Source organism: Lunatibacter salilacus (genome assembly GCF_009797935.1).
Classification (GTDB): Bacteria; Bacteroidota; Bacteroidia; order Cytophagales; family Cyclobacteriaceae; genus Lunatibacter; species Lunatibacter salilacus.
In genome coordinates this window covers 323,363-345,295 of sequence record NZ_VOLC01000003.1, presented here as the reverse complement: position 1 = coordinate 345,295, position 21,933 = coordinate 323,363, and the positions used below count along the sequence as shown (strand labels likewise).

Sequence of the window (21,933 nt, the reverse complement as noted above, 5' to 3'; positions counted from 1 at the left end):
TTTAATTTCGTTCTACAAAAAGTTTATAGCAATAACAAAAGCAAGATGAGTGATAAAAATAAAGCAAAAAAGTTTATCCCGAAACCCCCTCAAAAACCTAATTTCCAGCTCTGGCTTATCGTCACTGCGGTAATTGTTCTGATTGGTGTTACGTGGTTTAACCAGAACACCGCGGTGGTGGACATCAACATGAAGCGGTTTGAGGACATGGTTCTCGGGAATGATGTAAAAAAAGTTGTTGTCGTCTATAACCAAAATTATGTAGAGGTAACTTTAAACGAAGAAGCGCTGAATAACCAGCGTTATAAGGATGAATTGGAATCACAACAACGTTTTTACAACGCCCAAGGTCCTCATTACAAGATCAACGTAGCTGATGTAGCCAATTTTCTAGATTTCTATAACGAACTGGAAAGTAAATTACCGGAAGATCAACGCATTGGGTACTCCGCTAAAAAGGAAGAAAGCTGGGGTAATTGGATTTCCTCTTTCGGATTTCTGATTCTGATTTTTTTCCTTTTCTGGATGATGATGAGACGGATGTCTGGTCCGAGCGGACCGGGAGGTCAGATATTTAATGTTGGAAAATCCAAAGCACAGTTGTTCGACGCAGAAAATAAGGTGAAAATTACCTTTGACAATGTGGCAGGCCTTGATGAAGCCAAAGAGGAAGTCGAAGAAATCGTGGAGTTTCTTAAAACTCCATCCAAATTCACCAAACTTGGCGGGAAAATACCAAAGGGAGCCTTGTTAATTGGCCCTCCCGGTACCGGGAAGACCTTATTGGCCAAGGCTGTCGCTGGAGAAGCAGGTGTACCGTTCTTTACACTCTCAGGGTCTGACTTTGTGGAAATGTTTGTTGGCGTTGGAGCTGCCCGGGTAAGGGATTTGTTTAAGCAGGCAAAAGAAAAGGCACCCTGTATCATCTTCATTGATGAAATAGACGCCATTGGTAGATCTAGGGGAAAAGGCCAGATGCCTGGCTCAAACGATGAACGTGAAAATACACTTAATTCACTCTTAGTAGAAATGGATGGGTTTGGGACGGATTCAGGTGTCATCGTACTTGCCGCTACCAACCGACCTGATGTATTGGACAGTGCACTTCTTAGAGCAGGCAGATTTGACAGGCAGATTAGTATAGACAAACCAGACATTGTGGGCAGAGAGGCTATTTTCAGAGTCCATCTGGGGCCGATCAAATCATCAGAGGATGTGGAACCAAAAAAACTAGCTGCCCAAACACCTGGATTTGCGGGTGCTGAAATTGCTAATGTTTGTAACGAAGCAGCCCTTATCGCTGCCCGAAGAAACAAAACGTCGGTGGATATGCAAGACTTCCAAGATGCCATTGACAGGGTAATTGGTGGCCTTGAAAAGAAAAACAAAATTATTTCTCCCGAAGAAAAACAAATTGTCGCGTATCACGAGGCTGGACATGCGGTCGCCGGATGGTTTCTGGAGCATGCAGATCCCTTGGTTAAGGTAAGTATAGTTCCTCGGGGGATAGCAGCTCTTGGGTACGCCCAATATCTTCCAAAAGAACAGTTTTTGTACCAAACAGAACAACTGATCGATGAGATGTGTATGGCACTTGGTGGTCGGGCATCGGAAGAGATCATATTTAAGAAGATCTCAACAGGTGCTTTGAGCGACTTAGAGCGAATCACAAAAATGGCATACTCCATCGTATCAGTATATGGTATGAATGACAAAATTGGCAACGTATCCTTTTATGACAGTAAAGGTGGGGAATATAAATTTGACAAACCCTATTCAGAAGCTACTGCTCAGACCATCGATGAGGAAGTCCGGAAACTGATTGCCTTTGCCTATGACAGAACAAAGGAATTGCTGAGCAAACATAAAGTCGAACTGGAAAAAATCGCAAAGGCACTTCTGGAAAAAGAAATCCTTTTCCAATCAGATTTGGAATCAATTATAGGAAAGAGACCTTTTGAAAGGGAAACCACCTATGAGAAATTTACCAGAACGGTAGACGATAAGGAAAAATTGGAAAAAGACAAAGCGTTGGCCGAGAAGCTTGCCATGAACAGTGGAGATGATGAAAGTTCATCCGATTCAGTAAAGGAAGATATAGTGGAAAACAAAGGATCTTAAAGAGAACCTGTTAGTCAAAAACAAATTGTAAGAGGAAGGTGAAATCACTTTCCTCTTTTTTTTATTCCGCGTACTATAGCACTCATTCCTTATGGAAGTTTAAAAAGATTACTAAATTTGGAAATACGTTGCCCCTATCGCATGAACATCACGCTCAAACCTCACCAAAAAATATTTTTCGCATCTGATTTCCACCTTGGTACACCGGATGCCCAATCCAGCAGGAAACGGGAGCAAAAAATAGTTCGTTGGTTACACAGCGTGTCGGACACAGCGGCAGCAATATTTTTGGTTGGGGACATTTTTGATTTTTGGTTTGAGTACGATAAAGTAATACCGAAAGGATTTTTGAGGTTTACGGCAAAAATAACCTCCCTGCGAGAACAGGGAATTCCCATTTTCTTTTTTACAGGCAACCACGATCTATGGATGCGAGACTACTTCACAGAGGAACTCGGCATACCTGTTTTCCATAACCCCATTGATATGGAGATCAATCACAAAAAGTTTCTCATCGGCCACGGAGATGGCCTAGGCCCCGGGGATCGAAAGTACAAAGTTTTGAAAAAAATATTCACCAACCCTGCCTGCCAATGGCTATTTAAATGGGTGCATCCAGACATTGGAATAAAACTAGCCCAAATGTGGTCCAGAAACAGCCGACTGACCAACTTGGCTAAGATGGAACATGAGTTCAAGGGCAAAGAAAATGAATGGTTATATCTTTATTGCCAAGAGGTGGAAAATAAGATGCATTTTGATTATTATGTATTTGGCCACCGGCACCTCCCACTTACCCTTGAAATAAGCAAAAATTCGACATACTTTAATTTGGGCGAATGGGTTACCCAAAACCAATATGGCGAGTTTGACGGCGAAGCCTTCTACCTGAAAACTTTTCAGGGATGATAAAACAGGTATTAAAGCTATCTCTCCTTTTTTCCCTCTATGCCCATATAGCTATCTGCCAAGAAGCGCATTGGCAAAAAATCAGCCATATACCTGCCCGAGGACTTGATCTTCTTTCCGTTGATGGCCGCAGCCAAGTGTTTACCGCCGATCAACAAGGCAATATCCGCCAATATACAACACAAGGGGATTCTTCGAATATTTACTCCCCGGTGTTCCGTGCACGACTCGATAAACTAGAGGCTTTCTGGACCACTACTATATTTTTGTTTTCCGCTGATTTGCAGCAATACGAGCTATTGGATCGCTTCCTTAATCCAATAGCCAGTTACCTGTTTAGAGATAGTGATGTAGGAGTGGTGCGCTATGCCACCTTAGGTAACGGCAATGTCATTTGGATGCTCAATGAAACACGTCTTTCTTTGGTGAAATGGGATTTCAGACGAAACCAGGTGCTACAGGAACAACCCCTGTCGCTTGTTTTACCTAATCGTGACCTGAAGGTTATCAACTTGACAGAGAGAAAAAACCTCTTATTCCTTCAACTTGAAAAAGCTGGGGTTTACATTTTTGACAACCAAGCAAATTTCATCCAGCAATTGGCTTCAATCCCGGATGTTCCCGTTTTTATTTATGAAGATCATTTCTATTATATTTCGGAAAATCGATTAAAAAAAACAAATTATTCCTCTGAAAAAACAACATCGTATCCCTTACACGATACCATTTATCAAAAAGTTGCCATTACTAAACAGCACCTTCTTTTATATGCTGATACGGGCATAGATATATTTGTTAGGCCGGCTGAGTTATAGAAATATCTGAAAATGAGAATTTTTACTTTGAAAATATCTTTGATAGTATTTTCAAGTTTTGATCTCATTGATCTTTTTTTTAACAGCGTTGGTTAAAAAATGTTATTTTATAATTAATTATTTATAAAAACAACGGAATTTTTGCAATTTGCGCGGCGATGGGAAAACCTTTACCAAAACAGATAGTAACTTTTATTTTTATTGTGCTTGGCTTCATCCAGATCCTGGGTTTTAGCAGTGAATTGCATGCCCAAAATATCCCGCGAAGGATAGAAACTGAAATTTCTTTCCCTATAGATCTTCATGCTCCGGAAGTAAAGTTCAACCTGAGGTCTACTGGTACTAAGAAATTTATATTAATCCTAGATGAAAAATCCATTCAAATGACAAATGTCAAAATATTTGACATTTTGGGAAACCTGATCTTGGAGGATAAAATCAGTCCTGAGGATGGCACGCATAAGAGTTATGATTTTTCCTCCATCAATAGTCAGCTCTTTGTGGTGGAAGTAGGTAACGCCAAATACAACAAGACTAAAAGTGTTTATGCCAATCCGCAAGGGCAACCAACAAGCAATAACTAAATAAAAGAATGTATATGCGTTGGGAGGCAAAAAAAAAGTCGGTAAACCGACTTTTTAAATAATTATAAATATTCACAATGGCTTACACCAACTCCACAAGCTTGATGTTAAAAATGAGATCCTGACCGGCCAAAGGATGATTTGCATCTAACGTGATTTTCTTATCGTCTACATGCACTACTTTCACGGGGGTAGGTTGACCCATTTGATTCTGTATAGAGAGGTCCATGCCTACTTCAGGTTTTATCTCCGCCGGGACTTGTTCTAACGGTACATCGAGCATCATGTCTTCCCGCTTTTCGCCGTAGGCTTCGACAGAGGGTATGGTGACCACCTTGTCATCGCCTACTGACATACCGTCAACAGCCAAATCAAATCCTTTGATCATGTTGCCGTCTCCTAGAGTAAACTGTAGAGGCTCCCTGTCAGCTGAAGAATCAAAGACAGTTCCGTCCTTCAATTTTCCTGTATAGTGTACTTTTACTGTTTTTCCTTTACTTGCAATTGACATAATTGAATTATTTGATTAAACCACTAAGTTAAGTCTTTTTTGTAGGTATAAAAAATAGGGAGAAAGAGAAGCAGACTGCGTTCAGATACGAACGATTTTCGTTCAAAAACGTACAACATCTATTTGATGACTACTCAAAATTTGATAAATTGCGGTGTTACTGGTGTATGGCACTATTTAAGCATTAGATAAGTAAAAGAAACAAAATGGAAGAGAATAAACTGGGCAGTATTCTGATAGTGGATGACAATGAGGATTTATTGTTTGCGGCAAAGATGTTACTTAAAAAACACGCTAAGGAAGTAACTATAGAAAAGGATCCGCGAAAAATTCCATTTTTGATTAATAATTACAGCTATGATGTCATTCTGCTTGACATGAACTTTACCGAAGATACCACTTCAGGAAAGGAAGGGTTTCATTGGTTAAAGCAAATTAAAGAAATCGAGCCCAAGGCAGTAGTGATTTTGATTACTGCTTTTGGAGATGTAGAAATGGCCGTACAAGCTTTGAAGGAAGGGGCGACAGATTTCATATTGAAGCCTTGGCAAAATGAAAAATTGTTAGCCACCTTGTCTGCTGCCGTAAAACTCAAAGAAAGTTATAACGAAGTAGAAAAGCTTTCTAAAAAGCAAAAACAGTTGCAATCAGAACTGAAAAAACCTTTCAACGATATCATTGGCAACAGTGCTTCCATGAAAAACGTCTTTTCAATCATCGATAAGGTGGCGAAGACCGATGCGAATGTGTTAATCTTGGGGGAAAATGGAACTGGGAAAGAACTCATCGCGCGCGCAATCCATGACCGTTCACATCGTAATGATGAAATTTTCGTAACCGTGGATATGGGTGCGATTACGGAAAGCCTGTTTGAGAGCGAACTCTTTGGGCACAAAAAAGGATCCTTTACCGATGCCAAAGAAGATCGGGCAGGCCGCTTTGAAGTGGCAGACAACGGAACACTCTTTTTGGATGAGATTGGCAACCTCAATATGCCCTTACAATCCAAACTGCTTACTGTTCTGCAACGTCGGGAGGTAACCCGCATAGGAACCAACAAGTCCATTCCTGTAGACATACGGTTGATATGTGCTACCAACATGCCGCTTCACGAAATGATCATGGAGAATGGCTTTCGACAGGATTTGCTTTACCGAATCAACACAGTAGAAATATTTCTACCACCGCTAAGGGAACGGTTGGATGATATACCGCTTTTAGCCAATCATTTTCTAAAGTCATACGCCAACAAATACAGAAAAAACTTTAACGGATTTAAATCCAGCGCCATGCAGCTCCTGCAGCATTATTTTTGGCCGGGAAATATCCGTGAACTTCAACATGCAATAGAACGGGCAATCATCATGTCCGAGGGGGATGAATTGGACAGCAGGGATTTTTTCTTTCTTTCTGCCAAACCCTCCCACGAGAAAATCGCAGCCTCCCACACCTATAACCTGGATGAGGTAGAAAAGAATATGGTTCAAAAAGCGATTGATAAAAATGGAGGCAATATATCCAAAGCGGCAAAGGACTTGGGCTTGACCCGTGCCTCTCTGTACAGGAGATTGGAGAAGTATGGACTATAAAATTGGACTACTTGGGAGGATTTTAGTCTTTGCAGCTACCATCTTCATATTGGCTTACAGTATCGTGAATGAGTCGGGGGTTTTTGTCATCTCACTCCTAATCATTCTCGTAGTTGCCCAGATAGTATTCCTACTCCGATATGCGGAAAGCTCGTTCAAGAAAGTACGTCAGTTTTTAAACAACATTAAACTAAGCAATTACTCAACAGTGTATCCGGTGAAGTTTGACGGCACCGAGATCGATGACCTGCACATTGAGTTCAACGCTATCTTGGCAAAACTCCGTGAGGACCAATTGGAAAAGGAAGCCAACTACCACTATTTCCGGACCGTCTTCCAGCACCTGAGTATAGGGCTGATTACTTTTGAGGAGGACGGCAGCATACAGATTCTTAATACAGCTGCCAAACGCATGCTGAATATTCAGCAGCTGAACCACATAGAGGAAATTTCCAAGGTTAACAAGGAGCTCCACTATGCCATTCATCATCTCCGTACCGGAGGCAGTGAATTGATCAAGATTGTCCATCCAGATGGCATCATGCAGCTTTCCGTTTATGTAATCGAGCTGGTCTTGCGGGATGTCAAATTCAAGCTTGTTTCTCTTCAAAATATACAGAGTGAACTGGAGGAAAAGGAAATGGAGGCTTGGCAAAACTTGGTAAGGGTATTGACACATGAAATCATGAATTCAATTGCTCCCATATCTTCCCTGGCTGCTACCATTCGAGAAGACATTGCCTCCAAACATATGGGCGATGAACCCGTCCTAAGGGAAGACTTGGATGATTACCTAATGGGTATCAGTACCATCGAGAAACGAAGCGAGGGACTAATCAACTTTGTCAGTGATTTCAGAAGTTTGGCCCATATTCCGACTCCGAAATTCACCGCTATACAAATTGCGGATCTCTTTGAACGGGTGGAACTTTTATTGAAAACCCAATTGGAAAGTCAAAACATTAAAATGCTCTGTAGCATCGCTCCGGCAGATTTACTGTTGTTCGCTGACTGCGCACTGATTGAGCAGGTTATGATCAATCTAACCCAAAATGCCATCCATGCGGTAGAAGACAGTGAAGTTAAAAAAATCCTATTGAAAGCTTACATAGATGAAAACGGAAAAATTATAATCGAGGTCACTGATTCGGGAAAGGGAATAGAGGAAGAGGCCCTAAGCAAAATATTTATTCCATTTTTTACAACCAAAAAGAAAGGGTCCGGGATCGGGCTAAGCCTTTCCAAACAAATACTCAGAAGACATAAAGGAAACATTCAAGTGAAGTCAAAAATTGAAGAAGGCACAACATTTAAACTCATTTTCAATGCTTGATACGGATTTGTAACCATGGCATAACATTATCTTCATTTTAGCAGATATTCAGAAATCAATGGTTTCTTTTCAATAACAATCCGTTCATTATCAGTTTATAGTGGCGTTATAAATTGCAACCAAAACAATTCTGCTTTGGAAACACATTATAAAACCATAGTCATCTCTGACGTCCACTTGGGAAGTAAAGGATCCAAGTCCAAGGAAGTAGTCCGGTTTCTAAAGCAGTACAGCTGCGATAACCTCATTCTAAATGGGGACATTATCGATGGTTGGCAGCTAAAAAAATCAGGGTCGTGGAAAAGGAAGCATACGCGTGTATTCAACCGTATGCTTAAGATGATGGATGGGGACCGTACCAAGATTTTTTACCTACGGGGCAACCATGATGATTTTTTGGATCAAATCCTGCCCTTGGAAATCGGCAACCTTTCTATTCAGAAGGATATGGTATATGAAAGTATGGGAAAAAAGTATTTCATTGCGCATGGGGATGTTTTTGATAGCATAACCACCAATCTCCGATGGATAGCCTATTTGGGTGATATTGGATATACTTTTCTATTGTGGCTAAACAGTCAGGTCAACTTCTATCGCCGCAAGCGGGGCCTCCCTTATTACTCCCTTTCCCAATACCTGAAGTCAAAAGTAAAATCCGCAGTCGCCTATGTGGATGAATATGAAAAAGAACTATCCAGAATGGCAAAAGCCAAAGGCTGTGATGGTATCATCTGCGGACATATCCACAAGGCAGAAATCAAAACGATAGACGGAATTGCCTATTACAATTCTGGAGATTGGGTAGAAACACTCAGTGCACTGGCTGAAGATCACGCTGGTAACTGGCAGTTGATCTATTACAACGAAATCAACGCTGCCAAAAAAGATTTTTCATTAGTTCACCTTGCACCAAAGCACACCGAACAGTCATATAAATCATTTTAGCCTCTTAAATTTACGCCTATGCGCTTTCTATTCGTTATTCAGGGCGAAGGCCGTGGACATATGACACAGGCCATGGCCATGTACCAGTTGCTAATTGTCCGGGGCCATGACGTCTGTGACGTAGTAATTGGAACGAGTAATCGCCGAGAAATCCCCGGGTTTATTCACCAGCAGATTCACTGCCCTATACATCGTATACACAGTCCCAATTTTGTGACTGACAGCAAGCAAAAGTCTATTAAACTTTGGGCCACTTTCAGTCAAAATCTTCAACAAACTTCCACTTTTTATAACAGTTTATTTAAGCTTAAAGCACTTGTAGACGAACGCCAACCCGATGTAATTGTCAATTTTTATGATCTTCTAGCGGGGCTATATAACGGTCTCTTTCGTCCAGAAGCTCATTTCATGACCATCGGCCACCAATACCTGATAGCCCATCCCGATTTTCCTTTTGCAACAGGCGCACCCCTTTCAAAGCTGCTATTCAAACTTGCAACCAAATTAACTGCATGGGGTGCAAAGGATCAAATTGCTCTTTCCTTCAGGCCATATGCGGAGGACAAGACCCAAGCTTCGTTTCGGATTTGGCCTCCTTTACTCCGCACAAAAATAAAAAGCATGCTTCCAACAAACGGGGATTTTTTTCTTACCTACCTAGTAAATCCCGGGTATGCGGATGATGTGAAAGCATGGGCTAAATCCAATCCTGAAACAAAAATTGAAGCGTTTTGGGATCAGAAAGGCCAAACAGAACCCTACCGTCCTTTGCCAAATTTATGCTTTTACCCGCTAAACGAATCGTTATTTCTGGAAAAAATGGCAGCATGCAAAGCGTTAGCGTGTACTGCCGGATTTGAATCCGTATGCGAAGCAATGTACTTTGGCAAACCTGTCATGTTGGTCCCCGTGGCTGGGCAGTACGAACAAGCATGCAATGCGGTGGATGCGGTAATTTCCGGCGCAGGAATGGCATCGGACTTCTTCGATTTTACTGAATTCAAAACATTTTTGATAGAGAACCATAAAAAATCGGCTTTTGAATCTACTTTTCACGACTGGATGCAAAAGCAGGAAACGCTTTTTGATTCCTGGTTGGATTCATTGGAAAATCAAATTGATAAAGAAAATCAAAGTCAATTAACTGCGCTTTCGATCACCCCCATTACTTCAACATGTCATTGAGTTTAAGTGTCTCTGATCCAAAAATTTGCTGTTTATACACAATTACAGTTATTTAATTAAGCACAATAACATTCTTTCCCCACATTATTTCTGAAAGTTGGCGTGTTAAGTATCGGAGTCTTCGATAAAACCCGTAAATTCGGTGTTTATTACAGACGGAAATCACGCTAATGACCATAGAAAATATAAGGCTTAAGGAAGATAGAGAAAGGGTACGCCATTGGAAAAAATGGGGACCTTATCTTGGAGACAGGCAATGGGGAACGGTCAGAGAAGATTATAGTCCAGACGGCGCAGCATGGGAAAATGTGACGCACGAAGATGCGCGAAGCAAGGCCTACCGATGGGGAGAGGAAGGAATAGGTGGTATTTCAGACCACAAGCAGAAACTGTGTATTGCTTGGGCCTTTTGGAATGGAAAAGATCCCCTGATTAAAGAAAGGTACTTCGGTATGACAGGAAATCAGGGCAACCATGGGGAAGATGTAAAGGAACTGTACTATTACTTGGATTCTTCGCCTACCCACAGCTATATGAAAATGCTGTACAAGTATCCCCAGAATGAGTTTCCCTACCAAAATCTATACGATGAAAATCTTGTCCGGGGAAAGAAGGACCGGGAATATGAACTCATCGACACCGGGGTTTTCGATGAGGATGCCTACTTCGATATTTTCATTGAATATGCCAAAGAGAATGATGAGGACATTGTTGGTAAGGCAACTATTCACAATCGGGGTCACGAAGATGCCGAACTGTGTGTGATGCCTACAATTTGGTTTAGAAAAACTTGGTTCACCGGAGATGAGCCATTTATGCCTAACCTTTCCATGATTAGCGATAACCGGCTAAAAGCTTATTCTCCCAAATCTGGAAACTATATTTTTTCGTTTAACGAGCAACCAAAAATCGTTTTCTGTGACAATGAAACCAACCGTGAACGTCTTTACCATATAGGAAATCAAAAGAAATACCTAAAAGATGCCATTAACGATTATGTGGTTCATGGAGATGAAAAACACCTAAATCCCAACCTAACTGGTACCAAAGCCGCCGCAGTCTATAAACTTCAAGTTCCTGCCGGAGGCAGCGTGGAAGTCGTGTTTCGCATGCAGCATTTTGAAACAGAAAACCCACTTGCAGGAGCAGAAGAAATCCTCAACAACCGAAAACACGATACGGATGAGTTTTATGCTGAAATACAGAGCGGTGTCAAAAATGAGGAACTGAAATTGATCCAACGTCAGGCATATGCCGGGATGATGTGGACCAAGCAGTTTTATTATTATAACGTGGAGCGCTGGCTGGAAGGGGATCCAGGAAGGTATCAACCACCTCAAGAGAGAAAAAGTGGCAGGAACAGTAATTGGCGGCACCTACAAAATTACGACATCATATCCATGCCTGATAAATGGGAGTATCCTTGGTATGCTGCATGGGACTTGGCATTTCACTGCATCCCTCTTGCACGATTGGATTCCGGATTTGCGAAAGATCAACTCCTGCTCTTGCTGAATGACTGGTACATGCATCCTAATGGACAAATACCGGCTTATGAGTGGAACTTCAATGACGTAAACCCACCCGTACATGCTTATGCGGTTCAGCGGGTATATCAAATTGACAAAAAACGTCACGGCGGACAGGGTGACCAAGAATATCTTGAAAGGGCTTTTCACAAACTTATACTTAATTTTACCTGGTGGGTAAACCAAAAAGACGACGAGGGGAAAAATATCTTCGAAGGAGGGTTTTTGGGTCTTGACAACATCAGCGTATTCGACAGGAGCCATGCAGATAAGCTATTCGGTAAGCTTGAGCAGGCCGATGCCACCTCCTGGATGGCCATGTTTTGCCTAAACATGCTACGAATATCTCTCGACCTGTGTGAATTTAACAAAGTCTATCAATATACGGCAACCAAATTTATGGAGCACTTTCTCTATATTGCTGGAGCCATGAACAATATTTCGGGGGGAAATATTAGTCTTTGGAATGAAGAGGACCAGTTTTTCTATGATGTCCTTCACCTCTCCGGAAAAAATCCCAAGGTTATGAAAGTTAAATCCATCGTGGGAATTATTCCGTTATTTGCGGTAGAACCCATCCGGGAAGAACTGTTCGAAAACCTACCGGAGTTCAAGAAAAGGCTGGAGTTTTTCTTCAAAGAGAAACCAAAATTAGCTGCCTTGGTGTCTAATTGGATACATCCTGGCTATGATAAAAGACGCTTGTTTTCCCTTCTCCGCGGACACCGAATGAAAAGTGTGCTTAAAATAATGCTGGATGAATCGGAATTTTTATCCCCTTACGGCATACGGTCCATGTCAAAAGACCACGAAAACAATCCCTATTCAATCAAATTAAATGGGAACGTATTTTCTGTAAAATATGCTCCGGGAGAATCTGAAACCACCATGTTTGGAGGAAATTCCAACTGGAGAGGTCCCATATGGTTTCCGATTAACTATCTGATTATAGAATCGCTTAAAAAATTCGACTTCTATTATGGGGGCAATTTCTCTATCGAATACCCGACAGGATCCGGTAATTTTCTAACTTTGGACCTAATCGCCAAGGAGCTGTCACTCCGCTGTATCCGGCTGTTTTTGAAAGATAAATCTGGGAAACGGCCCATTTACGAAAACTGCGATAAATTGCAACATGATCCGCATTTTCAGGATCTAATTCTATTTTACGAATATTTTCACGGAGATAATGGACGTGGGTTGGGAGCTTCACACCAAACCGGTTGGACAGGATTGGTGGCCGAAATGATCCATAAAGTCTCCAAAGAAACAACCCATGCCTCCAATGTTAATACCTTATTTAGAAGCTGACAGGATAGAAGCAGGATGTGATGAAGTAGGAAGGGGATGCCTGTGCGGACCGGTTGTAGCTGCGGCGGTTATTTTACCTCCTTCCTATGCCAACGAATGGATTAATGATTCGAAGAAAGTAACTAAAATAACGAGACAAAATCTAGTTAAAGAAATCAAAGACGCTTCGGTGAGTTGGGCAATAGGAGAAGCAAGCGTAGCTGAAATTGACCGCATAAACATCCTGAACGCATCCTTTCTCGCAATGAATCGGGCTATCTCATCCCTCCGGGTACCCCCTGAGCACCTGCTGGTAGATGGAAACCGTTTTAAAACTAACCTAAATACACCATTTACCTGCGTCGTCAAAGGGGACGCAAAAATTGCCAGCATAGCCGCGGCCTCGATTCTAGCCAAAGTCTACCGCGATGAACTTATGGTTAAATTAGCGCAAACTTACCCCGGCTATGGGTGGGAAAGAAATGTAGGGTATCCGACCCGACTCCACCGTGAAGGCATTCGAAGACTTGGCCCCACTCCCATCCATCGGAAAGGATTCAAGCTGCTTCCCGATCAACTGGAAATCGATTTTGCTGAGCCTACAGAAAAAAAATAGGAGGCGATACTTTATTTTCTTCAAATACCTATAAAAAAGAAAAGTAAAATGATTCTGTATTGGTATTAGTCTATCAGAAATAGGATAAGATCCATCAATAACCTACCGGAATAAATGAAGATTCGGTACAACAGGTACTTACTGCCTACTGATGAATCAATTCAATTTGATATCGGGGAAAAAATTGTAGCTTGACTCAAACCCTTATTTAAAAATTTTAGTTGTTAACTTATGAAAAAGGTTCTATTCATTTCTATTGCATTTCTATTCCAAAGTTCCTTGTCAAATGCCCAAGAGGAAATCCGCCAAGCACAACCCATAGTCGGCGAAGTTCCTCAAAAGGTGGCCGAGGAATATTTACCTGTGGTGGAAGGGGTTACCGTAGAAGTATGGGTGGACAGTCTGACCATTCCATGGAGTTTACGCTTTCTGCCAAACGGAGACGCCTTGGTCGCCCAACGAACCGGAACTATTGTCCGCATCCCCAACGACACCAAAAATCAGGTCCCCTACTTTGAAGTACCGGATGCGGTACATGAGGTAGATGCCGGCTTAATGGGAATGGATTTACATCCGGATTTCGAATCAAACCAATTGATCTATATCATGCATGCGTATAGAAACCAAGATAATGAACTACTAAGCAGAGTGTTGCGCCTCAAACATAAAGGACAGACAGCAGAAATAGATCGTGTAATTCTGGACAATATCCCCGCCTATGCCATCCATCTGGGTGGAAGAATTGCCTTTGGTCCGGACAAGATGCTTTATATAGGTACAGGAGACATGTCCCAGCCGTATATCGCCCAGGACCTAAACTCCATGGCATCTAAGATCCTTCGGATTACTCCCGAAGGAGATATTCCCTCCGACAATCCTTTTCCAAATTCCCCCGTTTATTCCTATGGGCATAGAGTGGTTCAGGGTTTTGCTTGGGATCCTGAGACCGGTGCCCTTTTCAATTCCGAACATGGCCCTTCCGGCGCAGCAGTGGAAGGTAATGTACGCTACCGGGATGAAGTAAATCTAGTCAAAAAGGGAGGAAACCATGGTTGGCCCATCGTAGTCGGAGCCCCACAAATCGCCGATTATCAGGACCCTTTGGTAAGTTGGAATCTAGCCGCTGTCCCTCCTGCTGGGATGACGTTTTATAAGGGTGACCTATACGTAGCCTCTCTGGGTGGCCAGGCTTTAATCCGGTTGGTATTGGACCGGGAAAAGGACTATGAAGTCAAAAAGGTACAACGCTGGTTTTCTTATGCCCCTTCCCGTGGCATTTACGGACGGATGCGCGATGTAACGATCGGTCCAGATGGCCACCTTTATGTCACCACTAGTAATACCGACGGCAGAGCCGAACTTCGAATTCATGACGACAAAATCCTTAAGATAAAAGTGGATTGGTAAGAATCGGATTGTTAGTTGATGGGTAGTTTGGTTATTGAGTTAATAGTTATTAGGTTATTGAGATATTGGTTGATAGGTTGATGAGTTGGTGGCCTTATAGGTTTGACCTTTTGGGGTTTTCTTCGTCTCTAAGTCCCTAAGGCTCCCCCTCTCTTCGTCTCCAAATCTTCCGCCTCCCGTCTCTGAGTTATTGGTTGTTTATATTGGTTTCGTAATTTTTAATTCGTAATTCGTAATTACTAACCTAGGTTGACTTGCCCCTACCCTCCACAATGCGGAAAAAAAGAATATGTGCCATATTGCGGGCGTGTTCTTTAGCGTAATCTGCATTTTCTCCCTCAAAAAGTTCATCGATAGTGCTGAACCAAAGCTCCAGCCAATTTCCAAAATGGCGCTGTTCAATACTTTCGTTGACCTGTTTGTCAACAGCCTTATGCACGGGTACGGGACTGAACTTTCCCGCACCAGGACCTGAATTCAGAAGGACCATTTCCCAAAAATCGGTCAACCGCTCCAAGTGAACCTCCCAGTCTGTGATGATTCCGTTGAAGATCGGCCCCAAGTCAGCATGTACCCTCACTTTGGAATAAAAGGTTCTCACCAGTATAGAAACCTCCAACCTGGTGGCTATTTTTTTTCTTAAAAGTTCGTTATTGGTATTATGCATCTCCTATCTTCTTTTTACCGGGCTATTTAGTTGGTCAACAGGATTCATGAGCAGCTTGGTTCAATAACTACAGGAATTCTATCAACCTAGTAGATCATAATCTCGTAGCTCACTGCATAACTTTCTCCTGCTTCCAGTAAATTAATACCCCACTTTGTCACCAACTGCTGATCATGGTCGACGGTATCAGCTATTCCGTTCCAGGGTTCTATACAAATAAATCCCGCTCCCACTGCCTTCGTCCAAATGCCAAGCCACCTAAAATCCGAATAGCTCATAGCTACTCCTTTGCCTGATTTTTTGCTGCGGATACTGACTTTGGCTGGAGTATCGACATCCATAATAAGGGCATCATTGTCAAATAACTCCCCCCTAAGACCCAGTTTTCCGTTGCTGATAGGAAGAGATTGTTTTTCCTTACTCACGTATCCCTCCATCAAGGGATATAAATCAATGGATTGAAGCGCTGCATCATAAAAATCAATCTCATAATCCTCAAAGCGTTCGCTTGCGTTTAAGGGGAAATTAAAACCCGGATGTGCGCCTATGCTGAACCAAATGGGATTTTCGGGCTGTGTATTGCGCACCTTGTAACCAACCTGTATCCCGTTGGGCTGCATGGTGTAGGTAACTTCTAATTCAAAATCAAAGGGGTATACCGCCTTGCTTAACCTATCGGATCTCAGTAGCAAACTTACTGAGGTGTCGCTTTGGTCTAAAATGGCAAATTCCCTATCCCTTGCAAAGCCATGCTGCCCCATGGAGTATTTTTTACCTTGAAAGAAATAATTGTTATCACGGAGTTTGCCAACAATGGGAAAAAGAATGGGGGCATGACGCCCCCAAACAGCAGGGTTCGCCTGCCAGATATATTCGTTATTTTTGTATTTGAAGCTAGTTAGTTCCGCCCCAAAGAGGTTTATCCTTGCTTCAGAACCGTTTAATGAAAGCGTGATCTGTTCCAATGGACTGGATTTTGTTCTGGCAAAAGTAGTTAATTGCCGGGAATTTTACCAATCTTTTTCAGATTAGCCTGCGTGGCATAAGGGCTGAATTTTTCCTGAACTCCCAATTCTAGCCGTTTCTCAATATACTCCAACGCAGTCTGGTCATCCATAAACATATGGTCAGCACCCACGCATTCGATAAGATTCCAACGGGAAAGCACATCCCTCACAGGCCCTTTGGTCGCGGTAATACAAACATCAATCTTCTCTGCCCTCCAAGCTAAAATCCATTCCTGAAGCTCGTGGGCCCCTGTACTGTCTATACTTGGAATACTTTCGAAATTAAATACAATAGTTCGAAGTTGTTCACCCCTCTTCTTTACCCACTTATCCATAGTGTCCTTAATGTATTTGACATTTGCAAAATAAATTGGACCGTCTATACGCACCATTAGGACATCCGGTTTTTCTTCCAGGTTTTTAAATCTCCGTATATTCCTGAACACATTAGTTCCCGGCACCCTACCAAGCTGTGCCATATGCGGCATGGAGGCTCTATATACCACCATGACCAACGACAACACCATACCTGAAATAATCCCAGTCTCTATACCTAGAGTTAGGGTAATGACAAAAGTGGCCATCAACATGGCGAAATCGGCTTTGTCCTTCTTCCATAAAACAACCGGTTCCTTCAGATCTATCAATCCCGAAACGGCCACCAGTACAACGGCAGCCAGGATGGCACTGGGTAAATAATAAAATAAACCGGTGAAAAACAGCAACGTCATTACAATCAAAAAAGCACTAACCAAGGACGCGAGTCCGGTATTGGCTCCAGCTTGGTTGTTTACCGCCGTGCGGGAAAAGCCGCCTGTCACGGGAAATCCTTTGAAAAAAGCAGCTCCGAAATTGGCCATACCCAGAGCAATTAATTCTTGGTTGGCTTCCAGCTTGTAATTTTTGTGTTTAGCCTGTATCGTTTTAGCTACCGCATAGCTCTCCGCAAATCCGACCATGGAAATGGTCAGTGCTATCGGTAGCAGAATTTTCCATCCCTGCAGGTCAAAAGATGGCAACGAAAAGCCGGGAAGCCCGCTTGGCACGTCACCAACAATTTTCACCCCGTGATTGGCCAAGTCAAATCCCCAAACCAATAAAATGCCGACGACTACCGCAACCAAAGATGCAGGGATAGCTGTGTGAATTTTCTTGCTGTATTTGATGATTATAATACCCAATACACCGATGCCAACCGTAACTCCATGCATATTGCCCAAATTATGATACAATGCTACCGCCATCTCCTGGATATGCTCGCTATTTGGCAGATCAATCCTGAAGAGGTGCTTGATTTGGCTTAGGCCGATAATGATAGCAGCGGCCGATGTAAAGCCGTTGATCACGGGATGGGAGAGGAAATTCACCACAAAGCCAAGCCGAAGGACTCCCATCCCAAACTGGATAAGCCCCACAAGAAATGCCAGTGTCAACGCATACAGAAGATACTGCTCGGTGGACTGCGGGGAAAGACTGGCGATACCGGCAGCAGTCAGTAGGGACACCATGGCCACTGGCCCGACCGCAAGCTGCCTAGATGTCCCAAAAATAGCGTACAGTACCAAAGGAATGGTAACCGCATAAAGTCCATGGATAGGCTCAAGCCCCGCTAACATGGCATAAGCCATGCCCTGGGGAATCAACATGATCCCAACAGTCAGTCCAGCTGATAGGTCCCCTTTTAGCTGACCGCGTTCATATTTCGGCAACCATTGGAGAATCGGTAGGTAGTTTTTTATATTCATGTAATTCATTTCAAATTATCTTACAAGTAACCAAATTCCATACAAAAATGGGGCTAACTGATGGAATAAGAAGTGATAAATGTTACATTGATAATAAATGAAATATAATAGAAATATGCTTGATACCTGCCGGCATGGAGGTATGGCCTACGGCCGATATATTAGATATTCCTGAATGATTGATATTTGCGGATACGATTAGTTGAAATAGGGTTGAAATATGGCCTACGGCCGAATTAGGGTGGAAATTGGTGCGGAGGTCTGGTGGATAGTTTATAGTTGTTGGGTTATTAAGGTTAATGGGTTATTTGGTTAATGGGTTATTTGGTTTTGGCATCGGTGGGGTTACAGGCTATTCAAGTCGGGGGAACTAATCCGCATACCGCCGAAGTTGATTAGAAAAACTAATTAGCCTAAATATGACGGATAAAACGGCAGGCATGTGGAATGCCCGATATAGTGAAGAAACCTATGCCTATGGCAAAGAACCCAACCTTTTTTTTAAAGAGCAACTTGCAAAACTTCCTGTGGGCCGATTGCTTATGGGAGCGGAGGGGGAAGGCCGTAATGCGGTCTACGCCGCAACACAAGGCTGGACTGTCTCTGCCTTCGACATCAGCGAGATTGGAAAAGCCAAAGCACTTGAACTTGCTTTTGAAAAGGATGTTGTGATTGACTACCGCGTGGGAAACTTGCCTGAATTGCTATTTGGGGAAGAACAATTTGATGTTTTAGGACTTATTTATGCCCACTTTCCGCCTGCTGTCCGGTCGGAGTACCATAGGTATTTACATACACTTTTGAGGCCGGGCGGACTGGTAATACTTGAAGGGTTTGGGAAAAATCACCTGGAATATAGAAAGCTAAACGAAAAAGTAGGTGGACCCGCAGATTTGGAAACCCTTTTTTCACCGGAGGAGGTGCATGCTGATTTCAAAAACTATGATGTTCAAGTGTTGGAAGAAAGGGTAATTGAGCTTAATGAGGGAAGGTATCACAATGGAACGGGATCGGTGGTCAGGTTTGTGGGTGCGAAATCGATTTAGAGATAACGCGTCGAGGCTAGAAACTTGCCCATCGGACAGACTAGAATTGGTGGAAATATAGTGGAAATACAGTAGAAATATGGCCTACGGCCGAAATAGGGCTGATTGGATATTTTCTGATATTAGGATGCCTGAAATCGGAGCGTAGCGGAGGTCCTGAGCTATATTGCATAGGAAAATGGCTGATTTGCTTTACTCATCCGCATTCCAATATCCCATACGCTCGCAGGTGCTTGCCTCAATGCTGTAGAAGCCGAATGTCCTTTGGCATAGGAATAGCCAAAACTCTCAATCTGATGCCAAACCTTCGTGAATTCCATCCTGATTTCTGGCCAGACCGATATATTGACGTCGTGTACCATTGCGGAAATCAATGCCAATTACGGGGTGTATCGCGTTTTTCTGTGCTTCTTGGATAAAGGGAAAGACAGCCGAAGTACAATTAATGTGAGTCAGCGTAAGGGCATCCAGCTTGTACTTCTTTGCCTCCGCAACCAAGTCTTCAACTAAGAGGGTGCCGTATTTAAAGCTGTAGAAGCTATGGCAGTTAAGGCGTATTTTTTTATTTATTAAATCAACATTTATTCGTTGATAAAATAAACTAAGTTTATCTATTCGAGAAAGATGTCATTAAAAAATGGAAGTTTAAGTCAATGTTAGCCCTTGGTCTATTTCCATCAACTAGGCACATCCGTCTACGCTTTTTTGACAAATTCCGACTTAAGGGCCATGGAACCAAATCCGTCTATTTTACAGTCGATATTGTGATCTCCCTCAACAAGGCGGATGTTCTTTACTTTTGTTCCTCCCTTGATAGGCTTCGGCGAGCCCTTTACAGGTAGGTTTTTGATTACCACAACAGAATCCCCATTGGCCAACGGCGTACCATAGGCGTCCAGAATAACCAAACCGCTTTCCTGAGATTCTTCTTCCGCAGTTGCCTCCCATTCATGCGCACATTCTGGACAGATCAGTTTTTTATCCATCGCATACGCATAAAGAGATTGGCAGGCAGGACAAGGGGGTATGTTTTCCATGTCGCAAAGGTAATCATTCCTACCGATATCCGAGTTCAGGAAAATGCCGCAATCAATAAAATCAATCCCATGGCCGTAAAAGATAGAATTACAGTTCCTATACTGTGGGAAAGGTACCCCTTTTTGATTTCCATGTTTGTCAACTGTGTCATGGCCCAAAAGAAACTGTCATTGGCATGGGAAACCGCAATGGCTCCCGCTCCTATGGATAGCACTGTCAACACCTTAAGCGTTTCCGTGTCAAGTCCTAAGGTAGCCATCAGCGGCACCATGATGGATGCCGTAGTCACCAAGGCCACTGTGGATGATCCTTGTGCAGTTTTCAACGCAAAACCCATTAAAAACGGTAATAGCAAACTATAATTCCCTGCCAAAAGCGTTGCACTTACATGATCCGCTATTCCGGAATTTTCAAGCATTTTTCCAAAAACTCCCCCGGCACCGGTAATTAATATAACCGGTGCGGCAATAAGCAGTGCCTCCCCAAACCAGCCGGTGGAAGACAGTAATTTAACATCAAATTTTTCCGGCAGGGAAAAAGACAAGAACACACCTATCAACAAGGCAATGATGGGGTTTCCTACGAATAGAATAAATACCGTAAAAAAATTACCCGAACCAAAGGGTTGTGTGGGATAAGCAGCAATGGAAGCCAAGACAATCAGGACCAAGGGGATGATGACAGGCATAAATGATTTTCCGAGCGAAGGATACTTCTTGACTTTTCCCACCGCCTCAATTTCAGCAAATTCCGGTTCTAAAGGTATCTTTGAAAGAAAATACTTACAATAGAAATAACAGGGGATTAACCCAACCGCACTGATAATCAAGCCCCAAAAAATAATCATCCCAAGGTCTGCTCCCAGAATGCCGGCTGCGGCAATGGGTCCTGGAGTAGGGGGAACTAGTGAATGGGTTGCCGTAATCCCTAAGGTCAATGCCACGGTCGTTGCTAAAAACGGCAACTTCCCCTTATGTGACAGGGACTTATTGATTGGATTAAGCATAATAAAGGCACTGTCGCCAAACACAGGGATCGATAGGATATACCCCGTGATCATCATGCCCAGCATGACAAATTTCTTCCCAATCCACGCCAAAACTTTTTGCGCAATGACAAATGCTCCGCCGGTTTTTTCCAAAAATGTCCCGATGATCACGCCAAACAATATCAACAAGCCAATTCGACCCAAAACGCCTCCAAAACCATCGGAAATTGATTTGACGATAAGGTCAGTGGACATCCCGGCAATCAACCCATATATAATTGCGCCAACAAAAAGGGCAATAAATGGATGTATGTTAAATTTAATGATAGCTGTCAGAATCAGCGCAAGCGCAATGAGGACCGTAAGAAAAACGAACATATCTGAAAGGTTTGGGTTTATTTTAGGTATCAATATACCTTTACTCTGTAATACTATTTAATATTTGGATGTAAATCCATTTTTTTCACAACTATTATGCGGAAAATTGGTGAATTTGTCGAAGAAAACACAATCTCTCCCATCCAATATGAAGTGCCCACCGAACCATTCTAGGAAACACGCTCTCTTGGCTAAAGGGAATTCATGAAATTTTCCCATTCACACCCTAT

At 42.7% G+C, this 21,933-nt stretch carries 20 protein-coding genes; 12 read left to right on the top strand and 8 right to left on the bottom strand.

Annotated features, from left to right (window positions below):
• Window positions 1-45 precede the first annotated feature (45 nt).
• The 4 genes from ftsH (at window position 46) to FQ608_RS06330 (ending at window position 4,429) form a co-directional block, all read left to right on the top strand.
• Window positions 46-2,121: an ATP-dependent zinc metalloprotease FtsH gene (gene ftsH / locus FQ608_RS06345; RefSeq protein ID WP_158856975.1), complete on the top strand. Its 2,076-nt coding sequence runs from the start codon at window positions 46-48 to the stop codon at window positions 2,119-2,121.
• Between the two features lie 141 nt (window positions 2,122-2,262).
• Window positions 2,263-3,030 (top strand): UDP-2,3-diacylglucosamine diphosphatase, encoded by a 768-nt coding sequence (locus FQ608_RS06340; protein ID WP_158856974.1) that lies wholly within the window; start codon window positions 2,263-2,265, stop codon window positions 3,028-3,030.
• Window positions 3,027-3,845, top strand: a complete 819-nt coding sequence (locus FQ608_RS06335; protein WP_158856973.1) for a hypothetical protein — start codon at window positions 3,027-3,029, stop codon at window positions 3,843-3,845. Before FQ608_RS06340 ends, FQ608_RS06335 begins: the two co-directional genes overlap by 4 nt.
• A 158-nt stretch (window positions 3,846-4,003) precedes the next feature.
• Window positions 4,004-4,429, top strand: coding sequence for a hypothetical protein (locus FQ608_RS06330; protein ID WP_234364091.1), 426 nt, complete (start codon window positions 4,004-4,006; stop codon window positions 4,427-4,429).
• An 82-nt stretch (window positions 4,430-4,511) separates the two neighbouring features.
• Here the strand turns inward: FQ608_RS06330 and FQ608_RS06325 are convergent, their stop codons facing one another.
• Window positions 4,512-4,940, bottom strand: a complete 429-nt coding sequence (locus tag FQ608_RS06325; protein WP_158856972.1) for an FKBP-type peptidyl-prolyl cis-trans isomerase — start codon at window positions 4,938-4,940, stop codon at window positions 4,512-4,514.
• Between the two features lie 206 nt (window positions 4,941-5,146).
• On the opposite strand from FQ608_RS06325, the gene FQ608_RS06320 reads away from it, so the two are divergent.
• From FQ608_RS06320 to FQ608_RS06290, 7 genes are all read left to right on the top strand, one after another.
• Window positions 5,147-6,529: a sigma-54-dependent transcriptional regulator gene (locus FQ608_RS06320; RefSeq protein WP_158856971.1), complete on the top strand. Its 1,383-nt coding sequence runs from the start codon at window positions 5,147-5,149 to the stop codon at window positions 6,527-6,529.
• Window positions 6,519-7,862, top strand: coding sequence for a sensor histidine kinase (locus FQ608_RS06315; protein WP_158856970.1), 1,344 nt, complete (start codon window positions 6,519-6,521; stop codon window positions 7,860-7,862). Before FQ608_RS06320 ends, FQ608_RS06315 begins: the two co-directional genes overlap by 11 nt.
• 135 nt (window positions 7,863-7,997) lie before the next feature.
• Window positions 7,998-8,807 carry a UDP-2,3-diacylglucosamine diphosphatase gene (locus FQ608_RS06310; protein ID WP_158856969.1) on the top strand — a complete coding sequence of 270 codons (810 nt, stop codon included), beginning with the start codon at window positions 7,998-8,000 and terminating at the stop codon, window positions 8,805-8,807.
• Between the two features lie 18 nt (window positions 8,808-8,825).
• Window positions 8,826-9,992: a glycosyltransferase family protein gene (locus FQ608_RS06305; protein ID WP_158856968.1), complete on the top strand. Its 1,167-nt coding sequence runs from the start codon at window positions 8,826-8,828 to the stop codon at window positions 9,990-9,992.
• A 170-nt stretch (window positions 9,993-10,162) separates the two neighbouring features.
• A complete protein-coding gene (locus tag FQ608_RS06300; protein WP_158856967.1) occupies window positions 10,163-12,832 on the top strand; it encodes an MGH1-like glycoside hydrolase domain-containing protein in 2,670 nt (889 codons plus the stop codon).
• On the top strand, window positions 12,807-13,427 hold the full coding sequence (locus FQ608_RS06295) for a ribonuclease HII (RefSeq protein WP_158856966.1): 621 nt from the start codon (window positions 12,807-12,809) through the stop codon (window positions 13,425-13,427). Before FQ608_RS06300 ends, FQ608_RS06295 begins: the two co-directional genes overlap by 26 nt.
• Window positions 13,428-13,658: 231 nt before the next feature.
• Window positions 13,659-14,834: a PQQ-dependent sugar dehydrogenase gene (locus FQ608_RS06290; RefSeq protein WP_158856965.1), complete on the top strand. Its 1,176-nt coding sequence runs from the start codon at window positions 13,659-13,661 to the stop codon at window positions 14,832-14,834.
• Between the two features lie 244 nt (window positions 14,835-15,078).
• On the opposite strand, the gene FQ608_RS06285 is transcribed toward FQ608_RS06290, so the two are convergent.
• The 3 genes from FQ608_RS06285 to FQ608_RS06275 all read right to left on the bottom strand — a co-directional run bounded on the left by FQ608_RS06285 (window position 15,079) and on the right by FQ608_RS06275 (window position 18,253).
• Window positions 15,079-15,501: a group III truncated hemoglobin gene (locus FQ608_RS06285; RefSeq protein ID WP_158856964.1), complete on the bottom strand. Its 423-nt coding sequence runs from the start codon at window positions 15,499-15,501 to the stop codon at window positions 15,079-15,081.
• Between the two features lie 86 nt (window positions 15,502-15,587).
• On the bottom strand, window positions 15,588-16,466 hold the full coding sequence (locus FQ608_RS06280; protein WP_158856963.1) for an aldose 1-epimerase family protein: 879 nt from the start codon (window positions 16,464-16,466) through the stop codon (window positions 15,588-15,590).
• Between the two features lie 29 nt (window positions 16,467-16,495).
• Entirely contained in the window at window positions 16,496-18,253 is a 1,758-nt protein-coding gene (locus FQ608_RS06275) for a SulP family inorganic anion transporter (protein WP_158856962.1), read from the bottom strand.
• A gap of 419 nt (window positions 18,254-18,672) precedes the next feature.
• Between FQ608_RS06275 and FQ608_RS06270 the strand changes: the two genes are divergently transcribed.
• Window positions 18,673-19,299 carry a class I SAM-dependent methyltransferase gene (locus FQ608_RS06270; RefSeq protein ID WP_158856961.1) on the top strand — a complete coding sequence of 209 codons (627 nt, stop codon included), beginning with the start codon at window positions 18,673-18,675 and terminating at the stop codon, window positions 19,297-19,299.
• Between the two features lie 161 nt (window positions 19,300-19,460).
• On the opposite strand, the gene FQ608_RS06265 is transcribed toward FQ608_RS06270, so the two are convergent.
• The 4 genes from FQ608_RS06265 to FQ608_RS06250 all read right to left on the bottom strand — a co-directional run bounded on the left by FQ608_RS06265 (window position 19,461) and on the right by FQ608_RS06250 (window position 21,703).
• Window positions 19,461-19,619: a hypothetical protein gene (locus tag FQ608_RS06265; RefSeq protein ID WP_158856960.1), complete on the bottom strand. Its 159-nt coding sequence runs from the start codon at window positions 19,617-19,619 to the stop codon at window positions 19,461-19,463.
• Window positions 19,588-19,797: a hypothetical protein gene (locus tag FQ608_RS06260; RefSeq protein ID WP_234364090.1), complete on the bottom strand. Its 210-nt coding sequence runs from the start codon at window positions 19,795-19,797 to the stop codon at window positions 19,588-19,590. Before FQ608_RS06260 ends, FQ608_RS06265 begins: the two co-directional genes overlap by 32 nt.
• A gap of 197 nt (window positions 19,798-19,994) precedes the next feature.
• Window positions 19,995-20,336: a zinc ribbon domain-containing protein YjdM gene (locus FQ608_RS06255; protein ID WP_158856959.1), complete on the bottom strand. Its 342-nt coding sequence runs from the start codon at window positions 20,334-20,336 to the stop codon at window positions 19,995-19,997.
• Window positions 20,337-20,371: 35 nt separating this feature from the next.
• A complete protein-coding gene (locus FQ608_RS06250; RefSeq protein ID WP_158856958.1) occupies window positions 20,372-21,703 on the bottom strand; it encodes a GntP family permease in 1,332 nt (443 codons plus the stop codon).
• Window positions 21,704-21,933: the final 230 nt, after the last annotated feature.

Excerpts from the sequence above, each read along its gene's own strand:
- FQ608_RS06315 (WP_158856970.1), top strand. The coding sequence starts at position 6,519 with ATGGACTATAAAATTGGACTACTTGGGAGGATTTTAGTCTTTGCAGCT.
- FQ608_RS06340 (WP_158856974.1), top strand. The coding sequence starts at position 2,263 with ATGAACATCACGCTCAAACCTCACCAAAAAATATTTTTCGCATCTGAT.
- FQ608_RS06325 (WP_158856972.1), bottom strand. The coding sequence starts at position 4,940 with ATGTCAATTGCAAGTAAAGGAAAAACAGTAAAAGTACACTATACAGGA.
- FQ608_RS06290 (WP_158856965.1), top strand. The coding sequence starts at position 13,659 with ATGAAAAAGGTTCTATTCATTTCTATTGCATTTCTATTCCAAAGTTCC.
- FQ608_RS06275 (WP_158856962.1), bottom strand. The coding sequence starts at position 18,253 with ATGAATATAAAAAACTACCTACCGATTCTCCAATGGTTGCCGAAATAT.
- FQ608_RS06270 (WP_158856961.1), top strand. The coding sequence starts at position 18,673 with ATGACGGATAAAACGGCAGGCATGTGGAATGCCCGATATAGTGAAGAA.
- FQ608_RS06320 (WP_158856971.1), top strand. The coding sequence starts at position 5,147 with ATGGAAGAGAATAAACTGGGCAGTATTCTGATAGTGGATGACAATGAG.
- FQ608_RS06250 (WP_158856958.1), bottom strand. The coding sequence starts at position 21,703 with ATGTTCGTTTTTCTTACGGTCCTCATTGCGCTTGCGCTGATTCTGACA.
- FQ608_RS06295 (WP_158856966.1), top strand. The coding sequence starts at position 12,807 with ATGTTAATACCTTATTTAGAAGCTGACAGGATAGAAGCAGGATGTGAT.
- FQ608_RS06285 (WP_158856964.1), bottom strand. The coding sequence starts at position 15,501 with ATGCATAATACCAATAACGAACTTTTAAGAAAAAAAATAGCCACCAGG.
- ftsH (WP_158856975.1), top strand. The coding sequence starts at position 46 with ATGAGTGATAAAAATAAAGCAAAAAAGTTTATCCCGAAACCCCCTCAA.
- FQ608_RS06305 (WP_158856968.1), top strand. The coding sequence starts at position 8,826 with ATGCGCTTTCTATTCGTTATTCAGGGCGAAGGCCGTGGACATATGACA.
- FQ608_RS06330 (WP_234364091.1), top strand. The coding sequence starts at position 4,004 with ATGGGAAAACCTTTACCAAAACAGATAGTAACTTTTATTTTTATTGTG.
- FQ608_RS06255 (WP_158856959.1), bottom strand. The coding sequence starts at position 20,336 with ATGGAAAACATACCCCCTTGTCCTGCCTGCCAATCTCTTTATGCGTAT.
- FQ608_RS06265 (WP_158856960.1), bottom strand. The coding sequence starts at position 19,619 with ATGGAATTCACGAAGGTTTGGCATCAGATTGAGAGTTTTGGCTATTCC.
- FQ608_RS06300 (WP_158856967.1), top strand. The coding sequence starts at position 10,163 with ATGACCATAGAAAATATAAGGCTTAAGGAAGATAGAGAAAGGGTACGC.
- FQ608_RS06335 (WP_158856973.1), top strand. The coding sequence starts at position 3,027 with ATGATAAAACAGGTATTAAAGCTATCTCTCCTTTTTTCCCTCTATGCC.